General features: G+C 33.7%; 14 protein-coding genes. 11 read left to right on the forward strand and 3 right to left on the reverse strand.

What is annotated here, in order from left to right; all coding sequences use genetic code 11:
- Positions 1 to 282: 282 nt before the first annotated feature.
- The 10 genes from cydA (at position 283) to PSR14_RS10530 (ending at position 12,856) form a co-directional block, all read left to right on the forward strand.
- A complete protein-coding gene (gene cydA / locus PSR14_RS10485) occupies positions 283 to 1,686 on the forward strand; it encodes a cytochrome ubiquinol oxidase subunit I (RefSeq protein WP_000448876.1) in 1,404 nt (467 codons plus the stop codon).
- Positions 1,673 to 2,689 carry a cytochrome d ubiquinol oxidase subunit II gene (gene cydB / locus PSR14_RS10490; protein WP_000950063.1) on the forward strand — a complete coding sequence of 339 codons (1,017 nt, stop codon included), beginning with the start codon at positions 1,673 to 1,675 and terminating at the stop codon, positions 2,687 to 2,689. Before cydA ends, cydB begins: the two co-directional genes overlap by 14 nt.
- Positions 2,689 to 4,404 (forward strand): thiol reductant ABC exporter subunit CydD, encoded by a 1,716-nt coding sequence (gene cydD / locus PSR14_RS10495; RefSeq protein WP_098486989.1) that lies wholly within the window; start codon positions 2,689 to 2,691, stop codon positions 4,402 to 4,404. Before cydB ends, cydD begins: the two co-directional genes overlap by 1 nt.
- 2 nt (positions 4,405 to 4,406) lie before the next feature.
- Positions 4,407 to 6,131: a thiol reductant ABC exporter subunit CydC gene (cydC, locus tag PSR14_RS10500; protein WP_000073477.1), complete on the forward strand. Its 1,725-nt coding sequence runs from the start codon at positions 4,407 to 4,409 to the stop codon at positions 6,129 to 6,131.
- A gap of 312 nt (positions 6,132 to 6,443) precedes the next feature.
- Positions 6,444 to 7,592, forward strand: coding sequence for a hypothetical protein (locus tag PSR14_RS10505; RefSeq protein WP_000662729.1), 1,149 nt, complete (start codon positions 6,444 to 6,446; stop codon positions 7,590 to 7,592).
- A 106-nt stretch (positions 7,593 to 7,698) separates the two neighbouring features.
- On the forward strand, positions 7,699 to 10,260 hold the full coding sequence (locus PSR14_RS10510; protein ID WP_098486988.1) for a glycosyltransferase: 2,562 nt from the start codon (positions 7,699 to 7,701) through the stop codon (positions 10,258 to 10,260).
- A 19-nt stretch (positions 10,261 to 10,279) separates the two neighbouring features.
- Complete coding sequence (locus PSR14_RS10515) at positions 10,280 to 11,410, forward strand: DegT/DnrJ/EryC1/StrS family aminotransferase (protein WP_000427955.1); 1,131 nt, start codon at positions 10,280 to 10,282, stop codon at positions 11,408 to 11,410.
- Entirely contained in the window at positions 11,403 to 11,969 is a 567-nt protein-coding gene (locus tag PSR14_RS10520; RefSeq protein WP_073536142.1) for an acyltransferase, read from the forward strand. The genes PSR14_RS10515 and PSR14_RS10520 overlap by 8 nt, the downstream gene beginning before the upstream one ends.
- Positions 11,970 to 12,097: 128 nt before the next feature.
- Entirely contained in the window at positions 12,098 to 12,319 is a 222-nt protein-coding gene (locus tag PSR14_RS10525) for a hypothetical protein (protein WP_000459104.1), read from the forward strand.
- Positions 12,320 to 12,409: 90 nt separating this feature from the next.
- Entirely contained in the window at positions 12,410 to 12,856 is a 447-nt protein-coding gene (locus tag PSR14_RS10530; RefSeq protein WP_000695301.1) for a DUF6376 family protein, read from the forward strand.
- Positions 12,857 to 12,891: 35 nt separating this feature from the next.
- Here the strand turns inward: PSR14_RS10530 and PSR14_RS10535 are convergent, their stop codons facing one another.
- The 3 genes from PSR14_RS10535 to PSR14_RS10545 all read right to left on the reverse strand — a co-directional run bounded on the left by PSR14_RS10535 (position 12,892) and on the right by PSR14_RS10545 (position 14,709).
- Complete coding sequence (locus tag PSR14_RS10535) at positions 12,892 to 13,230, reverse strand: EamA family transporter (protein WP_001089868.1); 339 nt, start codon at positions 13,228 to 13,230, stop codon at positions 12,892 to 12,894.
- Positions 13,223 to 13,564 (reverse strand): EamA family transporter, encoded by a 342-nt coding sequence (locus PSR14_RS10540; protein WP_000805123.1) that lies wholly within the window; start codon positions 13,562 to 13,564, stop codon positions 13,223 to 13,225. The genes PSR14_RS10535 and PSR14_RS10540 overlap by 8 nt, the downstream gene beginning before the upstream one ends.
- Before the next feature lie 143 nt (positions 13,565 to 13,707).
- Positions 13,708 to 14,709 carry a S66 peptidase family protein gene (locus tag PSR14_RS10545; protein WP_001130816.1) on the reverse strand — a complete coding sequence of 334 codons (1,002 nt, stop codon included), beginning with the start codon at positions 14,707 to 14,709 and terminating at the stop codon, positions 13,708 to 13,710.
- A gap of 205 nt (positions 14,710 to 14,914) precedes the next feature.
- Here PSR14_RS10545 and PSR14_RS10550 point away from each other — a divergent pair, with 205 nt between their 5' ends.
- Positions 14,915 to 15,868 (forward strand): D-alanyl-D-alanine carboxypeptidase family protein, encoded by a 954-nt coding sequence (locus tag PSR14_RS10550; RefSeq protein ID WP_000825889.1) that lies wholly within the window; start codon positions 14,915 to 14,917, stop codon positions 15,866 to 15,868.
- Positions 15,869 to 15,942 lie beyond the last annotated feature (74 nt).

Consider the following 15,942-nt stretch of genomic DNA (forward strand, 5'->3'; position numbering starts at 1 on the left):
ATACCAAAAGACATATTTCAGACAAAATGATGTCAATAATACGTCAAAAATCAGCTGAATTTACTATGCAGGTATATTATACAATTCGATTAACGAATAAAACACTACAGAAATAGTGAAAAGGTAAAAAATAGCATTACAATAGTTTGAAAAACTGAAACTTCGTATTTTTCGACAATACATACAAAATGTTTTTGTCTTTTCGTATTTCTTAATAATTGAGCTTGATAAGATTGCTCAATTAACTTTTATTATAAAAACTATGAAGGAAGTGATTGTAGTATGGAAACGCTCGAATTGGCACGAATACAATTCGCATCAACAACGATTTTCCATTACTTTTTTGTTCCGCTGTCTATTGGTTTAGCTTTTATCATTGCGTTAATGCAAACGTTATATGTGGTAAAGGGACAAGAAATTTATAAGAAGATGACGAAGTTTTGGACACAAATATTCCTTGTTAACTTTGCGGTAGGTGTAGTAACTGGTATTTTACAAGAATTCCAGTTTGGTATGAACTGGTCAACCTATTCACGTTTCGTAGGTGATGTGTTTGGTCCATCACTTGCGATTGAAGGTTTATTAGCATTTTTCATTGAGTCTACATTTTTAGGTTTATGGGTATTCGGTGAGGATAAATTACCGAAGCGCATTCACCTTTTATGTATTTGGCTCCTTTCAATTGGAACAATGTTATCAGCATTTTGGATTTTAACTGCAAGTGCATTTATGCAATCGCCAGTAGGATATGAAATGGCAGCAGATGGACGTGCACAAATGAATGATTTCTTAGCAATTATTCAAAATCCACAATTATGGGTACAATTCCCGCATACCATTACAGCGGCAATTGCAACGGGTGCATTCTTTATTGCAGGTGTGAGTGCATGGAAAATAACGAAAGCCCAAGAAACGGAAGTGTTTAAAAAATCATTCCGCATTTCTATCATTGTTGGAACACTTACAACGGCGCTAGTATTATTCTTCGGTCATGCGCAAGCGCAACAATTAATCAAAACACACCCAATGAAAATGGCGGCTGCTGAAGCGTTATGGAATACGAGTGAAGATCCAGCGCCATTTACTGTATTTGCGAAAATTGATGCAGAGAAGAAAGAAAATTCGTTTGAAATTCAAATCCCTTATATGCTAAGCCTATTATCATTTGATAAATTTAGCGGTCAAGTAGAAGGGATGAATCAAATTCAAAAGCAATATGAAGAAAAATATGGGCCTGGAGATTATATTCCGCCAGTACACACGATGTTTTGGAGTTTTAGAGCGATGGTAATGAGTGGAACATTTATGCTTCTTCTAGGAGCGTACGGTTGGTTCTTATCCAAAAAGGACCGTTTAGCTGAAAAAACTTGGTATTTAAAATTAATGGTGTATGCAATTTCACTACCGTTTATCGGTAATACAGTAGGATGGATTATGACTGAAATGGGACGTCAGCCTTGGGTAGTCTTCGGTGTTATGAAAACGGAAGATGCTGTATCTCCAAATGTTACGTTCGGAGAAGTGTTATTCTCTTTAGTTTCATTCACATCACTATATTTAATTATAGGTGGAATTACCATTTACTTATTCGTTCGTATCATTAAAGGACATGAGAATAAGAAAGCGAAACAGGATTCTCAAAGCCATGATCCATTTGATAAGGAGGATGAGTATGTTATCTCTTAATGAGTTGTGGTTTATCATTATTGCAATTTTATTCGTAGGCTTCTTTGTACTTGAAGGTTTCGATTTCGGTGTAGGTATAGTTTCAAGGTTTTTAGGAGAAAACGATTTAGAGAAAAGGATTTACTTAAATACAATTGGCCCATTTTGGCATGCGAATGAAGTATGGCTTGTTTGTGCAGGTGGCGCTATGTTCGCAGCATTCCCGCACTGGTATGCAACTTTATTTAGTGGGTTTTACATTCCTTTTGTATTTATGCTTCTTGCTTTAATTATAAGAGGTGTTTCCTTTAAATTCCGTGCGAAAATAGACAATCATAAATGGAAAGGTTTTTGGGATTGGGGTATGTTTTTAGGAAGTTTATTACCACCTATCCTTTGGGGAGTTGCCATTGCTAACTTTATGGTAGGTATTCCAATTGATGAGACGAAAAATGCTGTAGGTGGATTCCTACAATTACTTCATCCCTTTGCATTACTTGGAGGAGTTATGTTCCTTCTGCTATGTATTGTTCACGGCTTGCAATTCCTTACAATACGTACAACTGGTAAGTTAAGAGAACGTGCACGTATTGCTGCATTGAAAATTGCACCACTTGCAATTATAGCGCTTCTTATTTTTGCTAGTGTAGGGTTATGGAAAACAGATATTTTCACTGGTCATGGTACAGAATGGATTATGGTTCCGATTGGAGCTTTTGTAGCATTATGTGTGTCAACATTATTAAATAAAAGAAGAAGAGATGGTTGGGCTTTCTTTATGACAAGTTTAACAATCATTTTACTAAGTGCGAGTGTGTTTGCCGGCATGTTCCCGCGTGTCTTAATTAGTTCGTTAGGGTCAATATACGATTTGACAATTTATAATGCAGCATCAGGAGATTATGCACTAAAACTGATGACGTATTTTTCAATTGCTATATTGCCATTTGTATTGGGAAGTCAAATATGGAGTTTCTATGTGTTTAGACAACCTGTTAAGTCAGATAAAGATTTGGAGTACTAATGAAAAGAAAAAGAGGACTTCCGTCGTATCCTGGTAGCCGAGTTTTATATGTAGTGCTAACAATCATTAGCATGTTAGAAGCTTTTAGTATTATTGCACAAACAGTGTTTTTAGCGCGGGCTATTACGTTTTTATTTCAGGGAGAAGCAGTGCAATCTATGTTAAATGAAACTGTTTATTTTGGAATCACGTTTGCAGTACGTCATTTGCTAGTTCGAATGTCACAAATATTAGTGGAACGTTTCGCTGAACAAACAGGATCGCTACTGAGAAAACAATTAATAGAGGCGTATTTCACATTAGGTCCATGGTATGTTCAAACTGTTGGAACAGGTCATCTGGTTACCTTATCGATAGAGGGTATTGAGAAATTTAAAACATATATTGAATTAACAATTCCTAAAATGATTAGAAGTAGTATCGTACCAGGACTAATTGTACTATATGTTTTTACACTAGATATTGAGTCAGGAATCATTTTAGTTGTAACGATTCCTATCGTAATTATTTTTATGATCCTACTAGGATTAGCAGCGCAGAAAATGGCGGATAGCCAATATGAAACATATCGTGTTCTTTCTAATCATTTTGTAGATACGTTAAAAGGATTAGAAACATTAAAGTATTTAGGTCAAAGTAAACAACACGAAGGAAAGATTGAAAAAGTAAGTAAAAGATATAGAAAAGCAACGATGCGTACTTTGCGAGTTGCTTTTCTTTCTTCATTTGCATTAGATTTCTTTACGAGTTTATCAATTGCATTTGTAGCGGTCGGATTAGGGATACGTTTAATAGATGGAACAATTGTACTATTGCCAGCCCTTACGATTTTAATTTTAGCTCCGGAATACTTCTTGCCGATTAAACAAGTTGGAGCAAATTATCATGCTACGTTAGATGGACAACTTGCAATGGAGCAAATAGAAGAGATTTTACAGCGACAAAAAGAAATAGGGAAGAAAGAATCTAATGTAGACTTAATATGGAATTCAACTAGTAATTTGAAATTACAAGATGTAAAAGTAAAGAATGATGAATCTGAAAAAGCTATATTAGAGGAAATTGATTTTACTTGGAAAGGCACTGGCGCTATAGGTGTAATTGGTGAAAGTGGAGCAGGAAAATCAACGTTAATCGACGTATTAGCAGGGTTTTTAACTCCTTCAGCTGGAAAGATGATTGTAAATGGTGTGGAAATTGACGGGGCTACTCGTGAAGAGTGGCAAAAGAATATTGCTTATATTCCGCAGCAACCTTATATTTTCCCGCTTTCATTAAAAGATAACATTTGTTTCTATGAAACAAATACAACGGATGAAGAAGTGGAAAGAGTTATGAATGAAGTTGGTCTTCGTTCACTCGTTACATCGCTTCCAAATGGAATGTATGAAAGAATTGGAGAAGGTGGGCGTATGCTGAGTGGCGGACAAGAACAACGTGTCGCAATGGCACGAGCCCTTTTAAGCAAAAAGCCAATTATTTTATTAGACGAGCCTACAGCACATCTTGATATTGAAACTGAATTTGAAATAAAGCAAGCGATGTTACGTCTGTTTGAAGGTAAGTTAGTATTTCTTGCAACACATCGTCTTCATTGGATGAAACAGATGGATCATATTCTTATTTTAAATAAAGGGAAAATGATAGAAAGCGGAACGTATGAAGAACTTGTAAAGAATGAAGCATTACATTTTCGCAGGAAAGAGAGGGGATAGAGATGAGTAACTGGATTAAACCGTATATACAGCAAAATAAAGGTAGAATGACTGTAACTATTTTCCTTGGTCTTCTTGGAGTTAGTTCAGGTGCGATGCTACTTTTCATTTCAGGTTATTTAATCTCTAAATCTGCTCTTAGACCAGAAAATGTAATGGCTGTATATGTTCCTATCGTTGCAACACGTGCGTTTAGTATAGGACAAGCGGTATTTCATTATGTAGAGCGTTTAGTTGGACACGATGTTGTATTACGCATATTAGAAAAGATGAGAACGAAACTATATGGGATAGTAGAACCACAGGCGTTATTTTTCCGTTCACGATTTCAAACGGGCGATATGTTAGGCGTATTATCCGAAGATATAGAGCATTTACAAAACCTATATTTACGTACAATATTTCCTAGCATATTAGCATTAGTTGTATATAGCATATTCGTACTTGTTATCGGTACATTTGACGTAGTGTTTGCACTTATTGCAGCATGTATGTTGGCTATTATCGTTTTTCTTCTTCCATTTATATCATTACTTTTAATGAAGAAACATCATGTTACTTTAAAGCAAGGAAGAAACCGTTTGTACCAACAACTAACAGATGCTGTTTTTGGATTATCTGATTGGCAAGCAAGTGGTAGAAAAGATGAATTCATTGATAAGTATGTAGATCAAAATGCTCAGTTGTTAAAAACGGAAAAAAGAATGAAGCGCTGGAATCATATTCGGGACAGTATTATTCAATTAGTAGTGGGTATTGTAGTTATTTCAATGATTATATGGACTGGAAATGAGGCGGCGAGTGAACAGATTGCTCCTACCGTTATTGCGGCTTTCGTCTTAATGACGTTATCTGTCACAAACGCGTTAATTCCTCTGTCAGATGCTATCGATCGAATTCCATCATATGTAGAATCCGCTCATCGTCTCAATCAAGTAGAAGGTAATGGTATTTTACAGGATGAAAAGGGATTACCTAGAGATAAAGATTATGTTGCACCAAAACATATAGACATTGAATTAAATCATGTATCGTATCGTTACCCAGATAGCAATGAATTTGTATTGAAAGACGTATCATTACAAATAAAAGCAGGAAAAAAAATCGCCATTTTAGGAAGAAGCGGAACTGGAAAATCTACTTTGTTAAAATTGTTAACAGGTGCACTAAGCCCATTACAGGGTGAAGTTTTATTGAATAGTGAACATGCTCACACGAATCTTTTATCAAAATATATTTCTGTATTGAATCAAAAGCCGCATTTATTCGATACGACAATTGGGAATAATGTGCGAATCGGCAAACCAGAGACAACAGATGAAGAGATATGGAATGCTTTAGAGAAAGCACAATTAGCTTCGCATGTTGCTTCTCTTCCAGATAGATTACAAACAAAAATGCATGAGATGGGGAAAAGGTTTTCTGGCGGGGAAAGACAACGGGTTGCTTTTGCTAGAACGCTAATGCAAGAAGCACCAATCATTGTACTAGATGAACCTACAATCGGCTTAGATCCAAAGACAGAATTATCTTTAATAGAAACAATGTTTTCTGCAACGGAAGAAAAGACAGTAATTTGGATTACGCACCATCTTGTAGGAATGGAGCATGTTGATGAAGTAATATTCCTTGATCGTGGTCAAATTGTGATGCAAGGTAGTCATGAACAACTTCTGAAAGAAAATGAAAAGTATCGTATGCTTTATGAGTTAGACAAAGGAATATAATTTTATCCGACTTTAATGGGCAGTAAGACCCCCACCTTAAAATGCAGTGAAAGCAAAGAAGTTAGGTGGGGGATCAACTGCCCATAAAAGTCCGATTGGTTCAACTAATAATCAGTGGGGGATGAAAAACCCCCCACTGATTAAAGCTTCACTTTATTAAGTATGTAATGGAAAAATAGCTACGCCTAATGGTGGAGCTATTTTTTGTTTTAAAATAAATATTCTATTCTTTTTTTGATGGATGGCAAATGTATATGATCGTTACGAATGAAAAATGAATTTCATATTATACATATAATGGAGGGGATATACGTGAAGGAGCAGTGTAAAATTATTGTTTTAAGTGATGAATTATCAAGGGAGAAGATTCAAAATACATTAGACAAAAATAAATGTAAAACAATCGTTCATGTTGTAGACGTTTCAGCTATTGTTCGTATAGAGAGTTCTTTTCAATATATAGTTATTTGGAGAGTGGACGCAGAAAAACTTGTAAATGAATTAATAAACAGGGGCGTGCAAAGTACAAAAATTATTAATTTAACAAAATACATGTATGAATGGAGGAATAAATTAATTTCTATCTATCAAATAAATCCGGATCTTATGTCTCTATACATTTCTATGAAAAAAGCAAAGGGTGATCCGACATATGAATTGTTTGCGACGGGCTTGTCTTATCCGCATTGTGGCATAAGTACAGAGCTCCTCTCAAAAAAGTCAATAAAACTAACACTTCCATCGCAAGATTTATACTATGATTATTTAATAGCATCACAACTTCTATCAAACGATCATTCCTTTCAATATTGTTTGATAGGAATAGCTTATTTCTCGTTTTACTTTGACATGTCGTTATCATCTGAATCATATAGAATTCACAAAGTATATTATCCATTGTTTCAAGACGGCCATCATACTGTAGTTCATTCTCCTCTATCCACTGATGGATTCTCACATCTAGATACCCCGAAACCACTTTTTTCTATTTTTAATTTGCATTTTGAATATATTTTATTAGACGAACTAACAGATGAATCATTGATATTGCCCTGGATAAATGCTGAATGGAATATCACTCCTCTTCACATTCCTTTTGAAGAACACGGAAAAATAAGAGCAGCTTCACATGCTAAATTGTCATATCCTCATACTTTAGTTGAAAATAAAACAATTTTTAAAACATATTTAGAATTACTTTTAAAACATGATATAAAACCACTAATTGTTGTATTCCCTGTTACTTCACATTATTTCAATTGTAGTAGTAAGAAATTAAAAGAAGATTTTTATAAAGTTATAAACGATTTTCAAGCTCAATATTCTTTTCAAATTATAGATTTATTTGATTCGCCATTATTTTGTGATGAAGATTTTTATGATAGTGATCATATGAATAAAAAAGGTGCAAATAAAATGTCCGTGTTATTAAATATGTTTATTCAGGAACGAAAAGTATGATATTTCGTTTCATTTCTGCATAAAAGTATATAGGCTCCATTCGGTTACAGTAATGTGATTTTTGTGTCGCGTATATAAATAATATGCGAAGAGGTGAGAGAGTAAAATGAGAACTCGTATTGAAAGAAATGAAGAGGTGGTAGATCAACTTCCGTTGGTAAGTGTATTAATTCCTACATATAATCGTCCTCGCTACTTTGAAGAGGCGTTACGTAGTGTGCTGGAACAAACGTACTCTAATATAGAAATTATAGTTGGAGATGATAGTACGAATGATGAAACAGAAAAGGTGTTACAAAAATACTTATGTGATCATTCAAATATTACTTATATAAAAAACAGGTCAACTCTCGGACAGTTTGAAAATGCTCTAATGTTATTTAATAAAGCGAGCGGTGAATATATAAATTTTTTAACGGACGATGATATCTTTCATGTGGATAAAATTGAAAAAATGATGAAGTATTTTTTCAATGATTTAGATAATGAAATTAAGCTTGTAACATCCCATCGTCAAGTAATTGATGAAAAAGGGAAAGAACTACGACATATTTATTCAACTGTCCGTTTATTTAAAGAGGATACGATTATAGAGGGAACAGAATTAGCAAATAGGGTAATTGTCGATCAAAAAAATTATATTGGAGAACCGACAACAGTTTTATTTCGTAAAAATGATTTACAAGAACCGTATGGGATTTTTGATAAGAGGAGGTATCTTTGTAACGTAGATATAGCTTCATGGTTATCTTTATTAAGTAAAGGAAAAGCGGTATATATTGCAGAGACACTGAGTTACTTTCGATTACATCCAGATCAACAGTTAAATGAATCTAATAAAATGATGGATGGATTAGAAGATTTTTCACATAGTATTATAGCTGGAGAAAAATATGGTTTCTTATCTAACGAAAAAGAGTTAGATGAAGCGATAACTAATTTTCTAGAATATGCAAGAAGGATAGTTCCATCATCAATATTATATACATTAGACTATTATCAAAAAATTAAAGAAAAGAAAATAAACATAGAAAAGAAAAAACAATATATAAATAATAATTCTCCTTTACCGAAAGTAAGTATACTTATTCCTGCGTACAATAGACCGTATTACTTGGAATTGGCGCTTAATAGTGCTCTGAATCAAACATATGAAAATATTGAAATTATTATTTCTGACGACAGTACAAATAATGAAGTCAATGCGATGATTCAACCGTATTTACGTGAATATAAGTGTATTACATATGTTAAAAATGAAACGCCGTTAGTTGCTGAAAACTTTAATAAGTGTGTAGAACTTGCGAATGGGGACTATATAAACTTTTTATTAGATGATGATTTATTTCATCATGAAAAGATCGAGAGAATGATGAAATACTTTTTGACGTTAGAAAATATTTCATTTGTGACGTCATATCGTGAACTGATTGATGAGAATGGAGAGATATTACCACCTTCAACATTAAATATGAAAATCGCGAAAGAAACTACGCTTTTTGAAGGAAAAGAATTAGGGAATTATATGTTAAAAAATTTGAAAAATATAGTTGGTGAGCCGACAACTGTTTTGTTTAATCGGGAATTGTTTGAAGGGAAGTTTGGGTATTTTAAAGGGAAGGCTTATTCTGCTATTAATGACATTGCAACTTGGCTAGACATGATGAGGAAAGGAAAAGTAGTTTATATACAAGAACCTCTTAGTTATTTTAGACAACATAGTGGACAAAATCAAAAACAAATGCATTTTATTTTAATGACAATTGACGAGTGGATTGAATTAATTATAGATGCATATAATAGTGGTTTTTTAAGTTCTGAAAGAGATTATAAAGAGAGCTTATCCTATTGTTTAGAGAATGCGGGATTTATAGTTAAGGATGCAGTAAGAAATGGAGAACTAGATCAAATTTATAATGAAAAGATTAAAAAGGGGTTAAACAAACTAGTTGCCCATATGTTTGAGAAAGAATGTTGTTATTGTCAATATTGCAATCAACAATTTGAAAAATTTTCACCTTGGCCAGCACGTTATGATTTTCCAAAATATAAATTTGAGATGTGGAATAAAGATACAGGGATATGTCCAGTTTGTAGTTCGATGGATCGTGAAAGATTGTATCGTGTGTACATTGAAACGGAAACGGACTTGTTAAGTAGAAAATATACTATGCTTCATATTGCACCTGAAGCGAATGTAAGAGATTGGTTTAACGAGTATAAAAATATTACGTATGTATGTGGGGATTTAGAGCCAAAGGATCCATTAATGAAGGAAATTGATGTTACAAGCATTACATATGATAGTAATACTTTTGATGTAATTTTATGTAGCCACGTATTAGAACATGTTCTTGATGATGGCAAAGCAATGCGAGAGTTATATAGGGTTCTAAAACCAGGTGGATGGGGAATTATTCAAGTACCCATCGTAATGAATGTGGATTCTATTATAGAGAATGAATTAATTGTAACTCCACAATTGAGGAAATTAGCTTTTGGTCAAGAAGATCATGTGAGAATTTATAATCAATCAGGGTTCATTCAACGATTAATGAATGCGGGATTTAAGGTGGAATTATATAACCTAGCTGAAAAACAAGGGATGAAAAGTGCTAGGAAATTTGGCTTATCTGAAACAGATATGCTCTATATTGTCCGAAAATGATAGGAAGGAATAGATAGATATGGAGAATATTCCTTTTTTACGTGCTTCAACTGTACCTGTAATTGAGTATTTGGATGAATTGAAGGAAATTGATACATCTCACATATATACGAATTACGGACCTATAAATCAACGTTTTGAACAAACAATTATGTCGGGATTTTTTCAGAACAGGGGAGCTGTTACAACAGTAGCAAACGCAACGTTAGGGTTAATGGCGGCCATTCAACTTAAGAAAAGAAAAAAAGGAAAATATGCTCTCATGCCTAGTTTTACATTCCCAGCGACTCCATTAGCAGCTATTTGGTGTGGATTGGAACCTTATTTTATTGATATTTCAATAGATGATTGGTATATGGATAAAACAGTACTTTTGGATAAGATTGAAGAATTAAAAGAAGAGGTTGCGATTGTTGTCCCGTACGCAACTTTTGGATCATGGATGAACTTAGAAGAATATGAAGAATTAGAGAAGAGGGGTGTTCCGGTTGTCGTAGATGCGGCACCGGGATTCGGATTGATGAATGGAAGTGTGCATTATGGACAGGATTTTAGTGGAATGATCGTATATAGTTTTCATGCAACAAAGCCTTTTGGAATTGGTGAAGGAGGGCTCATATATAGTAAAAATGAAGAAGATATACAACGTATTAAAAGAATGGGGAATTTCGGATTTGATACAAATCGTGAATGTACGATGATGGGGTTTAATTGTAAAATGTCTGAATATGCAGCCGCTATTGGGATTGCAACTATGAAAAAATGGGATGACAAATTAAAAGAACGCACCCGTATTTCTGAATGGTATAAACAATTGTTACAAAGTAATGGATTAATGAAAAAAGGGTGGCAACTCCAAAAGACAGAAGTAGTTATTCAGCAATTTATGCCTATTCTTTGTCCGGAAGAAGTTCGCAACAAACAAGTAATAGAAGACCTGAAAAAACAGAAAATAGAAGCTAGATTATACTTTTCGCCCTCTTGCCACCAACAAGTTCTTTTTAGAAACTATAAGTCTACAGATTTAACAAGAACGAATAAAATAGCAAAACGAATAGTAAGTTTGCCTTTATGGGAAGGAATGACGAAAGAAATAGTAGAACAAATTGTAAGATGTTTAGGTCAGAGGGCGGTGTTGGCAGATGAATAGTTTTTATAGTCAAGAAGAGCTAAAGAAAATTGGATTTTTATCAATTGGGAAGAATGTATTGATTAGTAAAAAAGCAAGTATATATAATCCAGGTGTTATATCAGTAGGTAATCATGTAAGGATTGATGATTTTTGCATTTTAAGTGGCAAAATTACAATTGGAAGTTATTCGCATATATCAGCGTATACAGCGTTATATGGAGGGGAAGTTGGGATTGAAATGCATGACTTTGCAAATATCTCAGCTAAAACAATCGTATATGCAGTACTAGATGATTTCAGTGGGAATACATTAATGGGACCAACTGTTCTGAGTCAATATAGGAATGTGAAAACAGAAAAAGTTATTTTAAAAAAACATGCGATTATTGGTGCTAATTCTATTATTTTTCCAAATGTAACTATAGGAGAAGGTACGGCAGTCGGTGCGATGAGTATGGTAAAAGAGAGTTTAGATGATTGGTATATTTATGCGGGAGTTCCCGTAAGAAAAGTAAAACCTCGTCAAAGAAAGATGCTAGAGTTAGAAATTGATTTTTTAAAAAACATTCATTCTTAACAAAAAGAAGGAATGTTTTTTATTTTTATGGTGCAGCATAGTGTGTATATAAACGTATTATGTTTTAAATTTTGCTGACCAAGGCAATACTGAGCCATAGTGAATGTAAAGTTGGAGGGCGAGCGTATATGTTTGATGAGGATGGGATTGTTTTAATTATGGAACCGGCTGATGAAAGAAATCTGAGGAGATTTATTTTTTCAGTACCAAAGTCAGTGTATGAAAAGAAGGGGCTTACATTACACTATGGAACAGCTATAGGACAAGGATATACGGATATAATTGAAGATATTATTAGCGTACATATAGAAGTAGATGTTGTAACAGTAATCGGGCATGTAAGAGGGTAAATAGCTATTTGAAAAAAGGTTATAAGTAATGTAGCTAGAAGTTAGGATAGAGAAACTTACAGACAATTATAAAGACGAAGGGAGCCTAAAATGAAAATAAAATCAACTTTAGTAGTATTTATAGTTACAATTGGCTTAATGGGATGTTCACTAGTAGAACAAGGAAAGAACTCCATAGATTATGCTCAAAAAGCGACAGACTATATAAATGAAATAAGTGCGTTTGCAAATGATGCACCAGCATTAGCTGAAAAGGCTGTTAATGATAGTGAAGCTCGAAAAGAATTAGAAGCGAAGCTTAGTGAAATTAAACAAGATATACCCGCTTTTAATGAATTAACACCGCCTGATGTAGCAAAGGATCTTCATCAGCAAATCGTCGGATATAACGAAAAGTTAAATACGTTAATTGATACGGCGATGACAAAGATAGAAGAAGGGAAAGTGAATGTAGAAGAGTTTAAAAACTCGGAGCTTATGCAGACGGTAGATCAAGTTCGAGATTTGAAAGAGAAGGTGCAAAATTTAGGTCAATAGTAAAAGGCTCCGTTTGTGATAAACGGAGCCTTTTACTATTGGATACAATAAACGATTACACCAACGATAATAATCATGTTGCCGATGAGTTTACGTTTCGTTATTTTTTCTCCTAGGAAATACCAACCGAAAATTAATATGATGATATAACTTAAGGATTCTAATGCTGATGCTTGTTTTAATGCCATGCCCTTCATGGCGATAACATTTAATCCAGCGTTAATTACAAATAAAGAGTAGCCGATAATAACATAAGGATTCACATATTCTTTTATTCTAGAATCGTATTGTTGCAAAGTAGCTTTTTTTAATAATATTTGTGAGTAATTAGCTAAAATTATCCCGAAAATAAATAATAACATATAACTATTCATCTTTTGTCACCACCACAATTCCGACGATAATAATAGCTGCACCAAGTAAATGATTCCACTGAATCGTATCTCCAAATAGAAATACTGACCAAAGCATTGACCATAGTATAATAATCCCGCGATGTGAATATGCTTTTGATATTTCGAAATGTTTAATTACTTGTTGCCATAAAATTGCATATCCAAATAAAAGTATAACTAGTCCGAAATAAGCCATAAAAAATGAGATGGAAGCAATGGGGAATTTAGCCGCCCATTTCATGTAAACCATAATGATAGAATATATCAAAAAAGCTACATGTAAAAATAAGTAATTTTTAATAGTTGGTTTCATTTATTCACTCTCTTTTGCATATAAATATATATTTATACCTAATTTTTTTAATGATAGATATTGGAACGTATTTAGTTTAATCTTTCACATTCCAAATTATATAGTATCATGGCTTTTATTGTAAAACAATAAAAGCCATGTATTCATTTTTTCCAAGGTTCTACAATATGTATCGTTTTATTTGTTGCATCCAATTCTACTTGAACACCGATAGGCATGGTAATCATTGGATGTGTATGACAACAATCGAAGTCGGCTAGAAAAGGAATTCTTTGATTTTGAAGTACTTCTAATAGTATTTCAAAAGGTTTTCGATTTGTACCACAATCATCAAATTGCTCATGCTTTCCAAGAATGATACCTGAAATTTTATCAAATACACCGTTAATTTTAAGGAATGAAAAGCTTCTTTCAATAGTAGCTGCATCTTTTGAACTGTCCTCAATAAAGAGAATATCGCCTTCTTGAATACATGGCATAAAAGAGCTGCCCCAAATTCCTTGTATTGTATTTAAGTTGCCGCCAATTATCCGTCCGGTAGCTTGTCCATTTGTTACAGAAATCCAATTATTTGGTCTAAGTTCTTTTTCTTTCGTTTTCTCTTCCCAATTAATAAATTCGTCTGACCAAAATAAAGGTTGTTTTATGTTGTATGGAAGCGCTTGATCATGCAGTAATGTTTCTACAAAATATTTGTATGTATCATCTACAAAAGGCTCAAATTCTCCAAAGGAGGGAACGAGTGCCGGGCCGTAAAATGTAGGGAGTCCTGTTTTTGCATAAATCCCTAGTAATAAAGCTGTTGCATCTGAATACCCAATCATTATTTTAGGGTTATTTAGAAAAGCATCATAATCAATATAAGGCAATAAGGAATTTGAATTCATGCCACCAATTGTTGACATGATACAAGAAACATTCGGGTTTCTTATTAAAGCATTTAGTTCCTCAGCACGCTCTTGTATACTACCCGAACGATAATAATCATATCGACCTGTTAGTGAACCTTCTAATATATGAAATCCTTTCTGTTGTAAGTAAGATTTCGCTCGTTCAAATCTTTTAGGAGAAGTGTAGGTTACTGGAGAAGAAGGGGAGTAAATCCCAATTGTATCTCCGTATTTTAATGATTTTGGAAGTGGCATTTGTATGAATCCCTTCTATTAATAGTTTTATTCATAAGGTTTATCATTGAATATTCTTATATTTCGGTATTGTTATTGTAACATACATGCATTGAAATAATAATTGCTGTAGATGAATAAATATGCTTTTTACCTTGACGATATAAAGGGAAAGTTGTTATGGTTAAATGTGAGTGTATAAAAGGTTTGTTAAAGGAGTTTTGAAATGAAGCGGTTAAAATGGGGAAGGCTGACAGTCCTATTAGTCATTGTTTTAGGGATATGTTGGTTCTTATTCCAAGGAACTCAAAAGAGTGCAACAAGTTTAGAGGGACAACCTTTACAAGTGGCAGAACTACCTAAAACAGGATTAGTTGAAAAAGTAGTCCCACCAAAGTACATACCACCGGAAATTGATGCAAAAGCAGCTATGATTATTGATGCGAGTAATGGAGATATTATTTATCAACATAATGAAAATGAGGCTTTTGCGCCAGCAAGTATGTCTAAGATGATGACAGTATATCTTCTATTAGAAAATGTACATAATGGGAAAGTTCGCTGGGAAGATCCGGTGAAAATGAGTGCGAAAGCGGCACAAACAGAGGGAGCGAGAATCCCAGTACAAGTTAATGACACATTAACTGTTAAAGATTTATATCATGCATTAATGATTGAGTCAGCTAATAATTCAGCTGTGGCTTTAGCAGAACATATGGCAAAATCGGAGAAAGATTTCGTTCAGCTTATGGATGCAAAAGCGAAACAGTTCAAAATGTCGGAACATGCTAAATTTGCAAATGCTTCTGGATTACAAGAGCCAGATGGAAGTGAAACAAAAATGACGGCTGGTGATGTAGCAAACTTGGCGTATCATCTTATAAAAGATTACCCAGAAATATTAGAAGTGACTCACTTACGTCAAAGTCAGTTAGCATTTAATAATATTAATGTTATAAGTACAAATGATATGTTAAACAAAAATAATAAAGCTTTATATATAGAAGGAATAGACGGATTAAAAACAGGATTTACAGATAGCGCAGGGTATTGTTTTACGGGTACAGCAAAACAAGGTGATACTCGTATTATTACAGTTGTTATGGGGACAAAAGGTAAAACAAAGCGTTTTACAGAGACGAATAAGCTAATGTCTTATGCATTTGGCTTAGTTAATTAAGTGAAATACTGAGTTGGATCATCATATAAAAAAGGCAATTTGTTGTTACGTACTATCGGTAACAGCAAATTGCC

Origin of the sequence: Bacillus sp. A01H (assembly GCF_045277205.1) — a bacterium.
GTDB classification, from domain to species: domain Bacteria; phylum Bacillota; class Bacilli; order Bacillales; family Bacillaceae_G; genus Bacillus_A; species Bacillus_A paranthracis.

What these genes read in the sequence shown, in the direction of transcription:
- cydA (WP_000448876.1), top strand. Translation starts at nt 283, where the DNA reads ATGGAAACGCTCGAATTGGCACGAATACAATTCGCATCAACAACGATT.
- cydB (WP_000950063.1), top strand. Translation starts at nt 1,673, where the DNA reads ATGTTATCTCTTAATGAGTTGTGGTTTATCATTATTGCAATTTTATTC.
- cydD (WP_098486989.1), top strand. Translation starts at nt 2,689, where the DNA reads ATGAAAAGAAAAAGAGGACTTCCGTCGTATCCTGGTAGCCGAGTTTTA.
- cydC (WP_000073477.1), top strand. Translation starts at nt 4,407, where the DNA reads ATGAGTAACTGGATTAAACCGTATATACAGCAAAATAAAGGTAGAATG.
- PSR14_RS10510 (WP_098486988.1), top strand. Translation starts at nt 7,699, where the DNA reads ATGAGAACTCGTATTGAAAGAAATGAAGAGGTGGTAGATCAACTTCCG.
- PSR14_RS10515 (WP_000427955.1), top strand. Translation starts at nt 10,280, where the DNA reads ATGGAGAATATTCCTTTTTTACGTGCTTCAACTGTACCTGTAATTGAG.
- PSR14_RS10520 (WP_073536142.1), top strand. Translation starts at nt 11,403, where the DNA reads ATGAATAGTTTTTATAGTCAAGAAGAGCTAAAGAAAATTGGATTTTTA.
- PSR14_RS10525 (WP_000459104.1), top strand. Translation starts at nt 12,098, where the DNA reads ATGTTTGATGAGGATGGGATTGTTTTAATTATGGAACCGGCTGATGAA.
- PSR14_RS10530 (WP_000695301.1), top strand. Translation starts at nt 12,410, where the DNA reads ATGAAAATAAAATCAACTTTAGTAGTATTTATAGTTACAATTGGCTTA.
- PSR14_RS10535 (WP_001089868.1), bottom strand. Translation starts at nt 13,230, where the DNA reads ATGAATAGTTATATGTTATTATTTATTTTCGGGATAATTTTAGCTAAT.
- PSR14_RS10540 (WP_000805123.1), bottom strand. Translation starts at nt 13,564, where the DNA reads ATGAAACCAACTATTAAAAATTACTTATTTTTACATGTAGCTTTTTTG.
- PSR14_RS10545 (WP_001130816.1), bottom strand. Translation starts at nt 14,709, where the DNA reads ATGCCACTTCCAAAATCATTAAAATACGGAGATACAATTGGGATTTAC.
- PSR14_RS10550 (WP_000825889.1), top strand. Translation starts at nt 14,915, where the DNA reads ATGAAGCGGTTAAAATGGGGAAGGCTGACAGTCCTATTAGTCATTGTT.